The sequence below is a fragment of the Sphaerisporangium fuscum genome (assembly GCF_018531465.1).
GTDB classification, from domain to species: Bacteria; Actinomycetota; Actinomycetes; order Streptosporangiales; family Streptosporangiaceae; genus Sphaerisporangium; species Sphaerisporangium fuscum.
Window position 1 is genome coordinate 1 of record NZ_JAHDTF010000037.1, and the last position, 16,029, is coordinate 16,029.

At 73.2% G+C, this 16,029-nt stretch carries 14 protein-coding genes; 4 read left to right on the forward strand and 10 right to left on the reverse strand.

Annotation, left to right across the window (positions count from 1 at the left end; genetic code table 11):
• Window positions 1-1,824: ricin-type beta-trefoil lectin domain protein (locus tag KIK05_RS37950; protein WP_214415707.1), on the reverse strand; the 1,824-nt coding region annotated here is incomplete at its 3' end.
• Between the two features lie 371 nt (window positions 1,825-2,195).
• Here KIK05_RS37950 and KIK05_RS37955 point away from each other — a divergent pair.
• Window positions 2,196-2,561 (forward strand): STAS domain-containing protein, encoded by a 366-nt coding sequence (locus tag KIK05_RS37955; RefSeq protein ID WP_214415708.1) that lies wholly within the window; start codon window positions 2,196-2,198, stop codon window positions 2,559-2,561.
• A gap of 63 nt (window positions 2,562-2,624) precedes the next feature.
• Here the strand turns inward: KIK05_RS37955 and pdxR are convergent, their stop codons facing one another.
• Window positions 2,625-4,163 (reverse strand): MocR-like pyridoxine biosynthesis transcription factor PdxR, encoded by a 1,539-nt coding sequence (gene pdxR / locus KIK05_RS37960; RefSeq protein ID WP_214415709.1) that lies wholly within the window; start codon window positions 4,161-4,163, stop codon window positions 2,625-2,627.
• Between the two features lie 97 nt (window positions 4,164-4,260).
• Between pdxR and KIK05_RS37965 the strand changes: the two genes are divergently transcribed.
• Window positions 4,261-4,959 (forward strand): B3/B4 domain-containing protein, encoded by a 699-nt coding sequence (locus KIK05_RS37965; protein ID WP_214415710.1) that lies wholly within the window; start codon window positions 4,261-4,263, stop codon window positions 4,957-4,959.
• Between the two features lie 14 nt (window positions 4,960-4,973).
• On the opposite strand, the gene KIK05_RS37970 is transcribed toward KIK05_RS37965, so the two are convergent.
• Entirely contained in the window at window positions 4,974-5,753 is a 780-nt protein-coding gene (locus KIK05_RS37970) for a permease-like cell division protein FtsX (RefSeq protein ID WP_214415711.1), read from the reverse strand.
• Between the two features lie 242 nt (window positions 5,754-5,995).
• Here KIK05_RS37970 and KIK05_RS37975 point away from each other — a divergent pair, with 242 nt between their 5' ends.
• Window positions 5,996-6,448, forward strand: a complete 453-nt coding sequence (locus KIK05_RS37975) for a GNAT family N-acetyltransferase (protein ID WP_214415712.1) — start codon at window positions 5,996-5,998, stop codon at window positions 6,446-6,448.
• Window positions 6,449-6,463: 15 nt separating this feature from the next.
• Here the strand turns inward: KIK05_RS37975 and KIK05_RS37980 are convergent, their stop codons facing one another.
• Window positions 6,464-7,741: an RNA polymerase sigma factor gene (locus KIK05_RS37980; protein ID WP_214415713.1), complete on the reverse strand. Its 1,278-nt coding sequence runs from the start codon at window positions 7,739-7,741 to the stop codon at window positions 6,464-6,466.
• Between the two features lie 232 nt (window positions 7,742-7,973).
• Here KIK05_RS37980 and KIK05_RS37985 point away from each other — a divergent pair, with 232 nt between their 5' ends.
• Entirely contained in the window at window positions 7,974-8,792 is an 819-nt protein-coding gene (locus KIK05_RS37985) for a S1 family peptidase (protein WP_308250286.1), read from the forward strand.
• Between the two features lie 72 nt (window positions 8,793-8,864).
• Here the strand turns inward: KIK05_RS37985 and KIK05_RS37990 are convergent, their stop codons facing one another.
• Genes KIK05_RS37990 through KIK05_RS38015 form a run of 6 tightly spaced genes read right to left on the reverse strand, consistent with a single transcriptional unit; the run spans window position 8,865 to window position 15,729 of the window.
• Entirely contained in the window at window positions 8,865-9,041 is a 177-nt protein-coding gene (locus KIK05_RS37990) for a hypothetical protein (RefSeq protein ID WP_214415714.1), read from the reverse strand.
• Window positions 9,038-10,588 (reverse strand): N-acyl-D-amino-acid deacylase family protein, encoded by a 1,551-nt coding sequence (locus KIK05_RS37995; protein ID WP_214415715.1) that lies wholly within the window; start codon window positions 10,586-10,588, stop codon window positions 9,038-9,040. Before KIK05_RS37995 ends, KIK05_RS37990 begins: the two co-directional genes overlap by 4 nt.
• A gap of 39 nt (window positions 10,589-10,627) precedes the next feature.
• Complete coding sequence (locus tag KIK05_RS38000; protein ID WP_214415716.1) at window positions 10,628-12,376, reverse strand: oligopeptide/dipeptide ABC transporter ATP-binding protein; 1,749 nt, start codon at window positions 12,374-12,376, stop codon at window positions 10,628-10,630.
• A complete protein-coding gene (locus tag KIK05_RS38005) occupies window positions 12,369-13,217 on the reverse strand; it encodes an ABC transporter permease (RefSeq protein WP_214415807.1) in 849 nt (282 codons plus the stop codon). The genes KIK05_RS38000 and KIK05_RS38005 overlap by 8 nt, the downstream gene beginning before the upstream one ends.
• 5 nt (window positions 13,218-13,222) lie before the next feature.
• Window positions 13,223-14,170, reverse strand: a complete 948-nt coding sequence (locus KIK05_RS38010; RefSeq protein ID WP_214415717.1) for an ABC transporter permease — start codon at window positions 14,168-14,170, stop codon at window positions 13,223-13,225.
• On the reverse strand, window positions 14,170-15,729 hold the full coding sequence (locus tag KIK05_RS38015; protein ID WP_214415718.1) for an ABC transporter substrate-binding protein: 1,560 nt from the start codon (window positions 15,727-15,729) through the stop codon (window positions 14,170-14,172). Before KIK05_RS38015 ends, KIK05_RS38010 begins: the two co-directional genes overlap by 1 nt.
• Window positions 15,730-16,029 lie beyond the last annotated feature (300 nt).

The window sequence follows — 16,029 nt, forward strand, 5'->3', positions numbered from 1 at the left end:
CCACTTCTGGTTGGCGCCGCCGGTGCAGTCCCAGATCTGCAGCGGAGTGCCGTCGGCGGAGCTCGGGCCGGTGGCGTCCAGGCACTTGCCCAGCGCCCGCAGGCTGCCGTCGGCGGCGGCCGTCCACTGCTGGGCGGCGGTGCCGTTGCAGTCGTAGATCTGCACCTTGGTGCCGTTGGCGCTGGAGGCGGCGGCCACGTCCAGGCACTTGCCGAGCGCGCGCAGCGTGCCGTCCGAGCCCGCCGTCCACTGCTGGGCCGCCGAGCCGTTGCAGGTGTAGAGCTGCACCTGGGTGCCGTTGGCGCTGTTCGCGCCCGCGACGTCGGCGCACTTGCCGCCGTAGCCGGTGATGGCCTTGCCGCCACCGCCGCCGGTCTGGCCGCCCTGCCAGGTGAAGGTGGCCGAGGTCCTGGCCGGCAGGGTGTAGGTGAACGACTGACCGCCCCAGCCGACCTTCACCGACTGGCTGCCGCCGGTGGTGTTGTGGGCGATGAGCGCCTTGGACCCGTCGGGGTTGCGCCACGCGACGTTCTTCACCGCCGGGTTCGCCGTCGAGGCGATGCGGTAGGCGCCGGGCTTCACGAACTTCGTCAGGTGTCCCATGGTGTAGTACTCGATCGTGTAGTCCACCTGGCCGCTGCGGGAGTCACCGTTGTGCACGGTGATCAGGCCGGTGCAGGTGCCGCAGCCACCGTTGTGCGGGCCGTGGTCCTGGTCGACCGCGAGGCTCCATTTGATCCAGCTACGGTCCCAGCCGCGGGTGTAGTCGATCAGGTTGTTCATGTCCTCGGTGTGCTGGTCGGCGATCCACGTCCCGCCGGAGTGCTCGGTCATGTAGGCGTTGACCTGCGGGTACCGGTTGTGGATCGTGGTCTGCTGGGCCACGTCGCCGCCGTACCCGTGCCAGGCGATCCCGCCGAACAGCGGGTCGTCGCGGATCGCCGCGTCGTCGAGCAGCGGGGCGGCCCAGGTGTCGTAGGCGTCCCAGTTCCAGTCGAGCACGAGGGTCCTGGTGGTGATGCCCGCGCTGCGGAAGGCGGGCCACAGTGCGCTCTTGATGAAGTACTGAAGGCCGGAGGTGTTCCAGTTCATCGAGGGGTAGCCGGCGCAGCAGGTCGGTTCGTTCTGCGGCGTGACGTAGTCGACGCGCAACCCCTGGGCCTGGTATGCCTGGACGTACTTGGCGAAGTACTGGCCGTACAGGCCGTAGTACTGCGACTGCAGCCAGCCCTGGCTCCAGGCGCCGTTGTCCTTCATCCAGGCGGGCGCGCTCCACGGCGAGGCCATGATCTTCAGCGCCGGGTTGAGCGCCTTGGCCTGCTTCGTCAGGGGGACGACGTCGGCGAGGTCGTGAGCGATCGAGAACCCCGTCAGGTCGCAGCAGCTGTCGTCGTAGGAGTAGCTGTACCTGGCGAGGTCGGAGGAGCCCATCGGATTGCGCAGGAAGCTCAGGCCGATGCCGTTCACGGGGTCGAACAGCTTGCGCATCACCGCGTCGCGGGTGGCGGCGGTGAGCGCGCCGCTGCTGTTCATGAGCCACGCGGCGGTGTCGGTGAACGACGCGCCACCGCCCTCGAACTGCTGGTAGGTGGTGTTCTCGTCGACGTCGATCGTCTGGGACGCCGAAGGGCTCGAGGCGGCGAAGGACACCGGCGTCTGCTGCTGCAGGCCCCTGGTGACGGTCCGCCCCGCCGCGTCGAACGTCGTGGTGAGCCAGATGTTCACGGTCTCCCCCGCGGCCTGCGCGGCGGGGGCGGTGACGAGCCCGGCCGCCACCAGGAGCAGGACGGCGGGCAGGCGGAACAGTGATCTGCGTAAGGACATGAGCGGGTCTCCCACGGGCGTCGGTGAGGAACCTGCCTGTACAGCCCTGCCCGGCATCGCACTGGCGTGAAGCAGTCGTAACACGCGCGAAAGCGGAAGGCAACGCCTGGGACGCCACAAATTTCAAATCTTGAATTTGGCCATGAACTAAGCCACCGGTCCGGCACCGGCGTCACCTCGCGAGGTTCGGCGAGCTCGCCGAACCAGGGGTTCGACGCCGCGGGGCGGCAGGGGTCTCCCCTGGCGTGGGTGGGCGGGCGGCGCTTGGCATATCGTCACCGGCGTGGAGAATCCGTTGTGGAGATCGGAACCGGGGCGGGCCGGTGCCCGTTCTCCCCTGGACCAGCGCCCACCTCGTCGATAGGTCGCCCATGAACTTCACCGTGCACCCCGACGCCGGCCCCTCCGGCGACGTCCGCTCCCCGGTACGGATCCTCGTCCTCCAGGGCGAGCTCGACCACGGCAGCGCCCCCCACCTGCAGCGGGCGCTGGACGAGGTGTACGCCGCGGAGTGCCGCCACGTGGTGTTCGACGTGACCCGGCTGGCGTTCTGCGACTCGACCGGGGTCAGCGTCTTCCTGGACGCGCGACGGGCGATGGCCGAGCGGGGCGGCAGCGTCGCGCTGGCGGGCCTGAGCCATCGCGTGGAGCGGGTGTTCCGCCTCACCGGCCTGGCCCAGGCCTTCGCCACCTATGCCACCGCCGACGAGGCCCGCGCCGCCATCCCGGCCTCCTGACGCCCGGCCCGCCCCCGGACGGCCGGTGCCGCCGCCCGTCCGGAGGCCGGGCGGTCCACGCCGTCAGCCGGCGGGCGGGGCGATCGGCCGGAGCGGCACGGCGGAGGGCCGTCGTCGCAGGTCGCGCAGGGCCCGGCCGACGAGGGCGATCCCTTCGGCGATGACGCCCGGCGCGACGGCGGCGTACCCGAGGACGAGCCCCTGCCGGTCCCCGCGGCTGCTGTGCCACGACAGCGGGTGCACCTTCACGCCGCGCGCGAACGAGGCCTCCGCGAGTTCGGTGTCGGCGACCGCGTCCGGGAAGGTGACCATCAGGTGCAGTCCGGCCGCCGCGCCGTGCACGACCGCGCCCGGCAGGTGGGCCCGGATGGCCGCGATCATCGCGTCCCTGCGGCGTTGGTGCCTCCTGCGAAGGACACGCAGGTGGCGTTCCATGTCGCCCGATTCCATCAGCCGGGCCAGCACCAGTTGCGGCAGCACGGCGTTGCCGAGGTCGGCGTACCGCTTGGCCGCCACCAGCGCGTCCCGGTACCCGGGCGGAGGGAGCAGCCAGCCGACGCGCAGCGCCGGGGCCAGCAGTTTCGAGACGCTCCCGGCGTAGAAGACCCCCTCGGCGAGCGTCGCGCGCAGCGCGGGCACCGGCGGCCGGTCGTAGCGGTGCTCGGCGTCGTAGTCGTCCTCGAGGACCAGCCCGCCCTCCCCGGCCCAGCGCAGCACCTCGCGGCGCCTGCGCCCGCCGAGCACCACGCCGGTCGGGAACTGGTGGGCCGGGGTGAGCAGGACGGCCGGCGCCCCGGACGCCCGCAGCTCCTCCACGCGGACGCCCTCGGCGTCGACCGGGATCGGCGGGGTGGCCATCCCCCACCTGTTCAGGTGCTGGCGGACGCCGAGCGAGCCGGGGTCCTCCACCGCGACCTCGCCGATCCCCTCGGCGGCGAGGACCTGCGCGACCAGCGCGAGCGCCTGCGATACGCCGGCGACGACGAGCACCTCGCCGGGATCGACCCTGATCCCCCGGTACCGGGCGAGCCAGGCGGCGACCGCCAGCCGGAGCGGCTCGGCGCCGCCGGGGTCGCCGTACCCGAGGTCGGCCGCCGACAGCTCGCCGAGCACCGAGCGTTCGGCGCGCAGCCACGCCGTCCGGGGGAAGGCGGCCAGGTCGGGCCGGCCGGGCGACAGGTCGACGCGGGCCGTGGCCGCCCGCATCGCCTCGAACACCTCGGGACCCGGCTGGACGGCGAACACTTCGCCGCCCGGCGGCCGATCGGCGGACGGCGCGGATGCCGGCGCCGCGGTGACGGCGACCGGGACGGACACGACGACCGTCCCCGCGCGCCCGCGCCCGGCGAGGTGCCCCTCCTCTGCGAGACGCTGGTAGGCCTCGGTCACCACGCCCCGCGACACCCGCAGCTCGGCGGCCAGGACCCGGGTGGCCGGCAGCCTGCTGCCCACCGGCAGGCGGCCGTCGGCCATGGCGAGCCGCAACCGCGCCGCCAGCCAGCCGGCGCGGCCACCGGGCGGCGCGTCGCGGACGTCCAGCTGCAGGAAGTCGGAGCCGGAGGTTACGGACTCCTCGTCCTGACTCGGTTTGGCCCTTCTCATGCGGGCCATTGTGGCAGCAGAGTACAGCTGTGGAGGCGGTGACGCCGCTCGTCACCGGCCTGTAGAGAGCATTCGAGACAGAGAGCCCTATTTCCCGATGTATTTCCAGCACTCACCGCAGATCTGGTCCGCCCACCCCGAGCTCGCCGCCGGGGCCGTGTACGCCACGGGGATCACTCCGGAGGCCGACGTGGCCGCCGCGGTGGACAGGTTCCAGGCCGTCGCCCGCGAGCGGCTCGCGGGCGGCTCCGAGGCGGAACTCCCCGAGATCCAGGCCTGGCGGCGGACGTTCTCGGCGATGGGCCTCAAACCCACCCAGTACCGGTGCGCGTCGGAGGCCCTGCTGCGGCGCTTCCGGAAGGACGGCGTCCTTCCGCGGATCCACCCCGTCATCGACCTGTGCAACGCGATCTCGCTGGCGTTCGCCGTCCCGGTGGCGGTGCTGGACGTCGCGAAGATCACCGGGAGCCTGGAGGTCCGGCCCGCGCGCGGCGACGAGGTCTACCTGACCTTCTCCGGGCAGGAGGAGAATCCCGAACCGGGCGAGGTGATCTTCGCGGACGCGGCGGGCCGGGCGCACGCCCGGCGCTGGACCAACCGGCAGAGCGGCCACTCGGCGGTGCGCGACTCCACGGCCGAGATCTTCGTGATCGCGGAGGCGATGCACGAGTCGGCGCAGGAGGACGTCGCCAAGCTCACCGCCACCGTCGCCGACGAGCTGGACGCCCTGTGGCACGCCGCACCGCGTACCGCGATTCTCGGCCCGTCCTCGCCGCGGTTCGACTTCGCGTCCTGACCGTCCGGGCCCGGTCAGGAGGGCTCATCCTCGACGGTGTTGACACCGGGAAGCTCGCCGACCGCGCGCCGGACGCGGTCGGCGGCGTCGGGGGCGTCGAGGACCAGGTGGAAGGACTCGGGGATGTACCCGGGAAGCTTCGTGGTGTCCGGCGGCTTGGTGTAGACCCTCCATGACGCGTTCTTCCAGGCGTGCCCACGATCCTCCAGATATATCGCGTCGACCCCGTCCACGGCGCGAAGTGCCTTGTAGAGGGCGGTCTTCTCGGAGACGCCGGCCGCGCCACGCGCGTGACACCGCTTGTCCCTCTCCAGGGGGTCCAGCGGGCAGAGCTCGACCACCACATCGGTCTTGTCGGCCCAGAAGCTCGTCCCGTACACGAAGACGTTCGAGACCCCGGGCAGATCCTCCACCTTTCGCCGAAAGTCGGCCGTCGTCTTCAGCTTCACACGGAACGATTCCGACATATCCGATTCGCGAAACGCATAACGGAGCCGGGAGTCCAGACCCAGGCTCTTCTGGAACTCTCTGAGTGCCTCCACACGGGATTCGAACCGCACGGCCGACACCTCGGGCAGGCCTCGGAGGGTGCGTTCGATCGTCAGACGCTGCTCGGCGGTGGCCTCTCGCTCGCCACAGTTCTTGAACTGGTCGTCGCTCTTGCACAGGAACATCGTCGCCTCCCCCGTCTTCGGCCAGGGAATGCCGGGCGGCGGAAGAGGCCCGGCCGGTGGCCGGAGGAGGAGCCACGCCGCCACGCCGAGCCCGGCCAGCGCGGCCACCACGACCGCCACGACGACCGGCCGCCTCCAGCGCACACCGGGATGCTCCAGCACTTCTTCAACGGGCATGCGGACGACTGTGTCCAGTGAACGGTCCAAGGTCAACTCAGGCCGCCACACTCGCCGCCGGTGCGATGTGGTCGCCCGCTTTCCCCCGTAAGTGGCCGTGGCCCGGTGGGCCACTCGTCCCTAGGCTGTGGCCCGGCCTCCCCGCCATCGACGGGAGGACAGCCGGCACCGCCAGGAGAAGCCATATGATCAGCGTTTCCAAGCTCCTTCCGTCCGACAGGGCCGTCTGGGAGGAGCTGTTCCGCGGGTACATCGACTTCTACCGGCGCACCGAGCCGGACGAGATGTACGAGCGGGCCTGGCGCGAGTTCCAGGCGGACAGCCGCATGCACGCCTTCGGGGCGCGGCTGGACGGCCGGCTGGTCGGGATCACCCATTTCCTCACCCACGCCAGCACGTCGGCGCCGGACACGGACGTCTGCTACCTGCAGGACCTGTTCACCGCGTCCGACGTGCGGGGCAAGGGGGTGGGCCGGGCGCTGATCGAGGCCGTGACCGAGTGGGCCCGTGACCGCGGTTGCTACCGCGTCTACTGGAACACCCACGAGTCCAACGCGACCGCCCGCCGCCTGTACGACAAGGTCGCCGACCACAACGGCTTCATCAGGTACCAGATCGAACTGCCGCGCCCCAGCTAGAGGCGCCGTGCCCCACTAGGACCCGGGTGGGGTGGCGCAGGAGGCGGCTCGCTCCAGGAGCAAGGTGCGCTCCCGTTCGTTGCGGGTCAGCGACGCCGCGCGCTCGAACTCCGCGCGTGCCTCGGCCAGGCGGCCGAGCTTGGCGAGCAGGTCGCCGCGAACGCTCGGCAGCAGGTGGTACCCCTTGAGCGACGGCTCGGCGCTCAGCTCGTCGGCCAGGCGCAGCCCCTCTGCGGGCCCGTAGGCCATCCCGAGGGCCACCGCGCGGTTCAGCTCGACCACCGGCGAGGGCACCAGCGCGGCCAGGTCCGCGTACAGCGAGGCGATCACCGGCCATTCGGTCTCCTCCGGGGTGGCGGCCCGGGCGTGGCAGGCGGCGATGGCCGCCTGCAGGGTGTACGGCCCGCGCCCCGCCCGACCGGCCAGGGCCTCGGCGCGCTCCAGGGCCGCCAGGCCGCGTTCGATCGCCGGCCGATCCCACATCCGGCGGTCCTGGTCGAGCAGCAGCACCGGCTCCCCCGACGGGCCGACCCGCGCCGCCGACCTCGACGCCTGGATCTCCATCAGCCCCAGCAGGCCGTGCACCTCCGGCTCGCCCGGCATCAGCCCGGCGAGCACACCGCCGAGCCGCAGCGCCTCGTCGCACATCGCCGGCCGCATCCAGTCGTCCCCGGCGGTGGCGGTGTACCCCTCGTTGAAGATCAGGTAGATGACCTCCAGCACCGACGACAGGCGCTCGGCGAGCTCACCGCCCGCGGGAACCTCGAAGGGGACGCGCGCCTCGGCCAGCGTGCGCTTGGCGCGGACGATGCGCTGGGCGACGGTCGCCTCCGACACCAGGAACGCGCGCGCGATCTCCTCGGTCTTCAGCCCGCCGAGCAGCCGCAACGTCAGGGCGACCCGGGCCTCGGTCGACAGCACCGGATGGCAGGCGGTGAACACCAGCCGCAGCAGGTCGTCCTCGATGTCGCCCTCGACGGCGGCCAGGTCGGGCTCGGCGCCCTCGCCCTCGGTCCGCAGCTCGTGGCCCAGCTCCTCGATCTTGCGTTCCAGCCGCTGCTCGCGGCGGATCAGGTCGACGGCACGGCGTTTGGCGATCGTCATCAGCCAGGCGCCGGGGTTGCGCGGGACGCCGTCCCTGGGCCACTGCTCCAGCGCCGCCACCAGGGCGTCCTGCGCCAGCTCCTCGGCCAGGCCGACGTCGCGGACGATCCGCGCCAGACCGGCGATCACCCTCGCCGACTCGCCCCTCCAGACGGCGTCGATCGCGCCATGAGTGTCCGTTGCCGCCACGGCCCCCCATCAGAGCACCTCGGCGCCACGGTCGCAACACCCAGGCGAGGTGACCGCGGGCCGACCAGGTGGTGGCGCTGGCCGGCTCCGCCAAGTCACGCACCGTCGGACGCATCCGCCCTGGTCGGGTGGGGTTATCCCTACCATATGGTGGCCTGCTGGCATGATCGCCCCGATAAAAACGGACATATACCTTCATAGCACCGCAAACAACCGATGAAGGGCTGCACCCGTGTCTGGCACCACCTCGTTCCGCCGTATCGTCTCCCGCTCCGCCGTCGTCGCGCTCGCCGGCGCGGCCTGCCTCGCGGTCACCGCCGGGAGCGCCGGAGCGATCATCAACGGCTCGAAGCCCACCGAGTCCTACCCTTTCATGGCGACCATCCCGATCACGGCCCCTCTCATGGGCCTCACGGACGGCAACTGCGGCGCGGCCCTGATCAACCCGCAGTGGGTCGTGACCGCGGCGCACTGCCTCGACATGGAGATCGGCTCGATCCTGAAGGGCACGGTGCGCATCGGCAGCGACCAGCGGAAGTCCGGCGGAACCGTCCGCAAGATCGCCCAGGCGTTCCTGCACCCGGACTACGCCCAGAACTCGCCGAACAAGAACGACATCGCCCTGATCCGCCTGGACCGCCCGGTCGGCATCAAGCCCATCAAGATCGCCGATCGGGCGGGCAGGCCCGGCACGCCGACTCGGATCCTCGGCTTCGGCGTCACCAGGTCCAGCACCGACCCGGCCGACTGGAAGATGTCCGAGAAGCTGCGCCAGCTCGACACCCGCCGCGGCACGGTCTCCGAGTGCGGCCCCGGCTTCGCCGACGATACCCGCCTGTGCACGATCAGCCGGAAGCCCAAGGCCATGGCCTGCAACGGCGACTCCGGCGGCCCCCAGATCCAGCGCGGCCGCGGCGGCCGCTGGGAACTCATCGGCGTCACCTCCGGCCCCGGCGCCAAGAGCCCCTCCTGCGAGGTGGGTCCCGGCCTCTACACCAACGTGCCCGCCTACAGCGACTGGATCAACAAGACCATCCGCGCGAACAACTGAGCCGCGGCCCGGCGCGCCAGGTGACGGGCCGTACCTGCCCACGGGTGGCAGGCACCCGAAGCGCCGAAGGCATCAGGCCATCACCGGCAGCAGCGATCCGGGGAAGGCGGTCATCGGCTCGTCGCAGCCGTGGATGACCGGTGCGCCCACCATGGCCTGGCGGCCGGACGGCAGGCACAGCGCGGTCACCGCCTCCGCGCCGAGCCTGTCGAGCAGCACGCCGAGCGTCACCCGGCCCTGGGCGCTCACTCCTGCCCCCGGCGCAGGAGGCGTCCGTGCCGGCCGCCGGTGAACTCGCCGCCGTCGATCACCATCCGGCCGCCCAGGAGCACGTGGGTGACGCCGGCCGGCCGTGTCGCGGGCTCGTCGTAGGTGCCGTCGTGGCGGATGGCCGCGGGGTCGAACACGCACACGTCGGCGACCGCTCCCCTGCCCAGCCAGCCCCGGTCGGCCAGGCCGAACTGGGCCGCGGTGGCCGAGCCGACCTTGCGGATCGCCTCGGCCATCGGCACGACCCCGCGCTCGCGCACGTACTCGCCGAGGAAGGTGGGGAAGGTGCCGTACGTGCGCGGATGGTTCGGTCCGGCGGGCGGTCCGCCGTCGGAGCCGATCGACACGAGGGGGTGCCGCATGATCCGGGTGACGTCGTCGTCGTGCATCGTGTGGAAGACACCGTCGGCGCGCGGGTCGGCCATGATCAGGTCGCACAGCGCGTCCCAGGGGTCGCGGCCGTCCAGCAGGTCGGCGAGCCTGCGGCCGGTGACCGCGGCGGAGGCGTGCCGGAGGAGGTGCACGTCCTCGGGGTGCGCCTCCCGCCACAGGCCGACGCCGGTCGTGCGCTCCGGGTCCTCGGCCAGCGCGCGCAGCGCCCGCCGTTCTTCCGGGTCGGCCAGCCTTTTGACCAGCTCCTCCTCGCCGCCTTCGCAGGCCGCGGGTGGCAGCAGCGCGACCAGTAGGGTGGAGAACGCCCGGTACGGGTAGACGTCGGCCCGCACGTCCACTCCCCTGGCCCGGGCGGCGGTCAGCTTGTCCAGCAACATGGCCGACGAGCCGTGCACGGCCCGGCCCGACGCCTTGCAGTGGGAGATCTGCAGCCGCACCCCGGCCGCCACCGCCACCTCCACGGCCTCGTCCAGCGCGCCGGCCAGCCCTTCGCTCTCGCTGCGCAGGTGGGTGGCGTAGACGAGGTTCCAGCGCCGGGCGGCGCGGGCCAGCGCGACGAGCTCGGCGGTGCCGGCGTAGGCGCCGGGCACGTACTCCAGGCCGCTGGACAGCCCGCACGCGCCCGCGGCGAACGCCTCCTCCGCCAGCTCGGTCATCCGTTCCAGCGCGCCGGGCGGCAGGCCGGCGTCCATGCCGCAGGCGGCGCTCCGCAGCGTGTTGTGGCCCACGAGCACGGCGAGGTTGTTGGTCGTGCCCTCCTGTTCCACCGCGTCGAGGTAGCCGCCGAAGGTGGCGAAGCTCCGATCGCCGAGGATCTCGGGCGTGAGGCCCGCCGACTCCGCGCCGGCGGGTCCGCAGGAGAAGCCGCAGTTCCCGACGATCTCGGTGGTCACGCCCTGCCGGAGCTTGAACGGCTGCGCCCCCGCCATGAACGGCACGGTGTCGGAATGACTGTGCGGGTCGATGAAACCCGGCGCGACGACCAGGCCGTCCACGTCGACCACGCGGGCCGCCCGCCCGAGGTGGCGGCCGGTCGCGGTGACGCGCCCGCCGTCGACGGCCACGTCCGCGGTACGGCCGGGCGAGCCGAACCCGTCGTGCAGGGTGCCGCCGCGCAGGATGAGGTCGTGCATGGAGTTGTGCCTTTCCCGGTACGAGGTTCGTGGGTCATGTCAGCGGACGGCGGACACCAGGCGCCTGGTGTAGTCGTGGGCGGGGGCGTCCAGGACCGTCGAGGTGGTCCCCTCCTCCACGACCGCGCCCTTCAGCAGCACGACGGTCCTGGCGGCGACCTGGCGGACGACCGCCAGGTCGTGGGTGATGAACAACATCCCGGTGCCCAGGTCCCGGCCGATGCCGCGCAGCAGTTCGAGCACGTGCGCCTGCACCGACACGTCCAGGGAGGCGACGGGCTCGTCGCAGATCAGCAGCGCGGGCCGGACGGCCAGGGCCCGGGCGATGGCGACGCGCTGGCGTTCGCCGCCGGACAGCGCCTTGGGGCGGCGGGCGGCGTACGCGGCGGGCAGGCCGACGAGCTCCAGCAGCTCGGCCACGCCGATCCGGTCGCCGGGCGCGGCCCTGGCGCTCGCCTCGGCCAGCGCCGCGCCGACGGTCATGGCGGGGTTGAGCGAGGTGGAGGGGTCCTGGAAGACGCACTGGACGAGCCGGTGCACGCGGGCGCGCTCGCGCGGCTCCAGGGCGGCGCGGTCGGTGACGTCGAGGCCGGCGAGCCGGATCCGGCCGCCGTCGGGGGTGAGGAGGCCGAGCACCGACCGGGCCAGCGTGGTCTTGCCCGAGCCGGACTCCCCCACCAGGCCGACGGTCTCGCCCGGGTTCACGTGCAGGCTGACGCCGCCCAGGGCGGTGTGGGCGCCGTACCGCTTGCGCAGCCCCTCGACGCGCAGCAGCGGCTCGCCGCCGGCCGGGCCGGCGGGGGGCACGGTAGAGAGCACGGTGGGGGTCGCGGCGGGGAGTACGGTCTCGGGCAGCGGCGGGCGGGCGGTCCCGGCGGTGTCGTGGACGCAGGCGGTCAGCCGGTCGCGGCCGATCGGGCGCAACGGCGGCCTGGCCTCGGTGCAGGCGGCCGCGACCCGGTCGCAGCGGGTGGCGAACGCGCATACGCCGGCCACCTCGTCCGCCTGCGGCACGGCGCCGGGGATGCCCACCAGGCGCTCCATCGCGCGCTCGACCGACGGCAGCGCGCCCAGCAGCCCCGACGTGTACGGGTGCGCGGGCGCCGCGGCCAGCTCCGCGCCCGGCCCCTGCTCGACGACGCGCCCGGCGTACATCACGGCGACCCGGTCGCAGACCGCGAACGCCACACGCAGATCGTGCGTGATGAGCAGCACGCCCATGCCGCGGGCCTCCTGCACGCGGCGCAGCAGCGCCAGGATCTCGTGCTGGGTGGTGGCGTCGAGCGCGGTGGTGGGCTCGTCGGCGACGAGCAGGTCGGGGTCGCCGGCCAGCGCGGCGGCCAGGGCGACGCGCTGCCGCATGCCTCCCGAGAGCTGGAACGGGTGGCGCCCGGCCACGGCGGGGTCGTCGATGCCGACCTCGGCCAGCCTGCGGGCGATCTCCTGCCGGGACGTCCGGCCGGGCAGGGTCTCGGCGATGTGCGCGCCGGCCGTGCGCAGCGGGTTGAGCATGGTGAAGGGGTCCTGCATGAGCAGCGAGATCCGCCGCCCGCGCACGCCGCGCAGCAGCCGCTCGGAGGCGCCCACGATCTGCGCGCCGCCGACCTCGACCGACCCCTCGGCGCGCAGGCCGCGCGGCAGCAGGCCCACCAGGGCGCGGGCGGTCAGCGACTTGCCGCTGCCGGACTCGCCGACCAGCCCGACGGTCTCGCCCGAGGCGACCGCCAGGTCCACGCCGTCCACCAGCACCCGGTCGCCGACGACCCGCAGCCCGCGTGTCTCAAGCATCGGAGAGCCTCTCGAAGAGCTGGTCGCCCAGCAGGGTGGCGGCGGTGGCGGCGATGGTGACCAGCGCGGCGGGCACCACCGCGGCCCACGGGTTGAGGTCGAGCAGGCCGCGGTTCTCCTCGATCATCAGTCCCCAGCCGGGCGTGCCGGCGGGCAGGCCGATGCCCAGGAAGGACAGACCGGACAGCGCGACCAGCGCGGCGACGAAGCTGAGCAGCGCGCCCGCCACAACCGTGGGCGCGATGTTGGGCAGCAGGTGCCTGAACATGATCCGGGTGCGGCTGAGCCCGAGCGTGCGGGCCGCCTCGGCGTAGGCCAGCTCGCGCTGGGCCATGGTGAGGCTGCGCACCACCCGGATGTCGCCGGGCGTGAACAGCACCGCCATCGCCAGCACCGCCCAGCCGATGCCGCCGCCGAGCACGCCCACCAGGACGATCAGCATGAGCAGGCCGGGCATCGCGATGAGCAGGTCGACCACGCGCATCATGACGGCGTCGATCCAGCCGCGCCGGTAGCCGGCCAGCAGCCCGAGCGAGGTGCTCATCGCGCACGTGCACAGTGCGACGACGAGCGGCCACAGCAGTGCCGAACGGGCGCCGGCCAGGCAGCGCGACAGCACGTCCCGGCCCAATTCGTCGGTGCCCGCCCAGTGCGCCCAGCCGGGCATCGTCGCGCCGAGCGTGAGGTCCTGCGCGGCCGGGTCGTAGGGCGCGATCCACGTCCCGAACAGGGCGGCGGCCGCCATCAGGGCGAGGATCCCGCCCGACAGCAGCGTCACCGGCCCCGGCCTGGTCCGGCGCAGCCGCCGCGCCCGCCCGCCGAGGCGCACGGCCCCCGGCATGACGCTCACGCGGCCACCGCCCCATGGCGCACCCGCGGGTCCACCGCGAGGTAGGCCAGATCGATCAGCAGGTTGACGGCGACCACCACGGCGCCTCCCATCAGGACGAGCGCCTGGACGACGGGCAGGTCCTTCTGCCCGACGGCGCTGACGAGCAGCTCGCCGACGCCGTGCAGCCCGAAGGCCCGTTCGACGAACAGCGCGCCGGTGAGGTTGGCCGCCAGCAGCAGTCCGCCGACGGTGAGGACGGGCAGCGCGGTGTTGCGCAGCGCGTACCCGAACCAGTAGCGGGCGCGGCCGACCCCGCGCGCCCGGGCGAACGTCATGTAGTCCTGGCCGGCCAGGTCCAGCGCGGCGGCCCGCATCTGCCGGACGACGACCGCCGCCTGCCCGGTGGCCAGCGCGATCACGGGCAGCGTCAGGTGCGCGACCCGCTCGGCGAACGTCTCGCCCGCGCCGAAGACGGGGAACCAGCCGAGCGTGACGGCGAAGCCGTACAGCAGCAGGATGCTCATCGCGAACGGCGGGATCGCGAGGGCGACCAGGGCGGAGAGCGTGATGCCCCGGTCCAGCGGGCCGCCCCTGCGCATGGCGGCGGTCAGCCCGGCGGGCAGGCCCACGGCCAGGGTGAGGACGATGGCGTAGCCGGCCAGGCCGGCGGTGACCGGCAGGCGGTCGGCGATGACGCTGGTGACGGGCTCGCGGCTGTAGAGGGAGGCGCCGAAGTCGCCGCGCGCGGCGTCGCCGAGCCAGGCGGCGTAGCGTACGGGGAGCGGGTCGTCGAGGTGGTACTGCGCGCGGACGGCGGCGCGCGACTCCGCGGTGGAGGGCCGCGGCCCGAGCAGGACCTGCTCCGGATCACCGGGGGCGAGCGCCAGCAGCGCGTAGGTGAGCACGGACAGCACGCCGAGCAGGAGCAGCGCGGCGGCCAGGCGGCGGGCGACGAAGGCCATCAGGCACCGGCCGCCGGGCGGATGCCGCTGAAGACGTCGGCGGTCCAGGTGCCGAACCGGCCGGTGAACCTGTCGCGCAGCGCGACGGCGGCCTCCCTGCTGTAGAGCGGCACGTACGGCACCTGGTCGGCGATCTCGGCCAGCACCTCGGTGACGGCGGCGGCGCGGTCCGCGCCCTCGTGCTTGCCGAGGTCGTCGAGCCGGGCGTCCATCTCGGGCGAGCCGTAGCCGCTGAAGTTGAAGCCCTGGGGGCCGGCCGAGGCGCGGCTGACCAGGTCGGGCAGCACCTCGCCGGGGTCGGGGGTGCCGTAGATCAGGTCGACGAGCTGCAGCGGGGTGTCCTGGTGGCTGAACATCCGCTGCCGGTACTGCTCGGTGGGCAGCGGCTGGAGGTCGAGCCTGACGCCGATCACGGCCAGGTCGGCGGCGATGGCCTGGAGCGCTTTGACGTCGTCGCTGCCGCTGTCGTACGGCGCGGCCAGGGTGAAGCCCTGAGGGTAGGCCGATTCGGCCAGCTCGGCCTTGGCGGCGTTCACGTCGTAGGGGTAGGTGGGCAGTTTCGGCGGCGTGCCGCCGTACAGGGCGGTGATCTGCGGCTTCGGCAGCATCAGGTCGGCGATGCCGCCATGGCCACCGATCATGAGCGTGGCCAGCGCGCCGCGGTCGAGGGCGTGGGCGATGGCGCGGCGTACGTGCACGTCCTTGAGCGGGCCCTCGCGGACGCCGAGGGACAGGTAGGCGATGTGGTCGGCCGGGTAGAAAACGGTCGTGACGCCGGGCAGGGCGCTCCACTTGCGCGTCTCGCTGACCTGGATGTCGTTGGTGCCGTCCACTTCGCCGGAGGAGACGGCCAGGCGCAGCGTCTCCGGGTCGGAGATCGCCTTGACCTCGATCCTGCGCAGCGCCGGCTTGGGCCCCCAGTACAGCTCGTTGCGCTCCAGCGTCACCCCCGAGGCGAGGGAGAACTTCGTGACCTTGAAGGGCCCGGAGCCGAGGGTGCCGACCTCGGGCGAGCCGAGGTCCTTCGGGTGCGCGGCGGCCAGCTTCTTCGGCACGATCTGCCAGGCCAGCGCGGCGGTGGCCAGGAAGGTGGGGCTGGGCTTGCGGAGGGTGACCTTCACCGTGCGCGGGCCGGTGACCTCGACCTTCTTGACCTGCGTGACGTAGCTGGCGGCCTGGGAGGTCACGGCGGGGTCGAGGTGGCGGGTCAGGGAGTAGGCGGCGTCCTCGGCGGTGACGGGCGTGCCGTCGCTGAACCTGGGGCCCTCGCGCAGGGTGAAGACGTACGTGCGCGGGTCGGGGTGGGTCCAGGAGGCGGCGATGCGCGGGACGACCCGGCCGTCCGGGCCGATGGCCACCATCGTGTCGAGGACGGCGAACTGCACGGTCGTGGAGGCGTCGTTGAAGCCGTGGGCGATGTCGAGGCTGCTGGGGGTGTTCCCCATCGCCCAGCGGAGCGTGTCGGGGGCCGCACCGGAGCCCGGGGCTCCGGCGCAGCCCGCCGCCAGCACGAGCAGGACGCCCGTCGCGAGCCTGGCGAGCGCGGATGCGGATGTCATGGAACCACCTCGGGGAATGAGCGGGGGGATAGTCGGACGCTAGAAGCCCGACCTCCCTCGTTCACTGACCAGGCAGCCAAACTCTGCGGGCCCCGGCTGGTGCTGCAGGCCAACACGGCCCCAGACCAGGCCGGGTGGGTCGCCGGCGGGGGCGGTGCCCGCGGGCTGGGCGGCGAAGCGCAGGCCGAACAGGCCGAAGCCGCTGAGCAGCAGGTCGCCGTCCGCGCCGAGGCGCAGGGTGAACGGACCCGCCCGCCAGGTCCCGGCGGGCGCCGCGTGACCGTGGCCTGGAACGTCAGG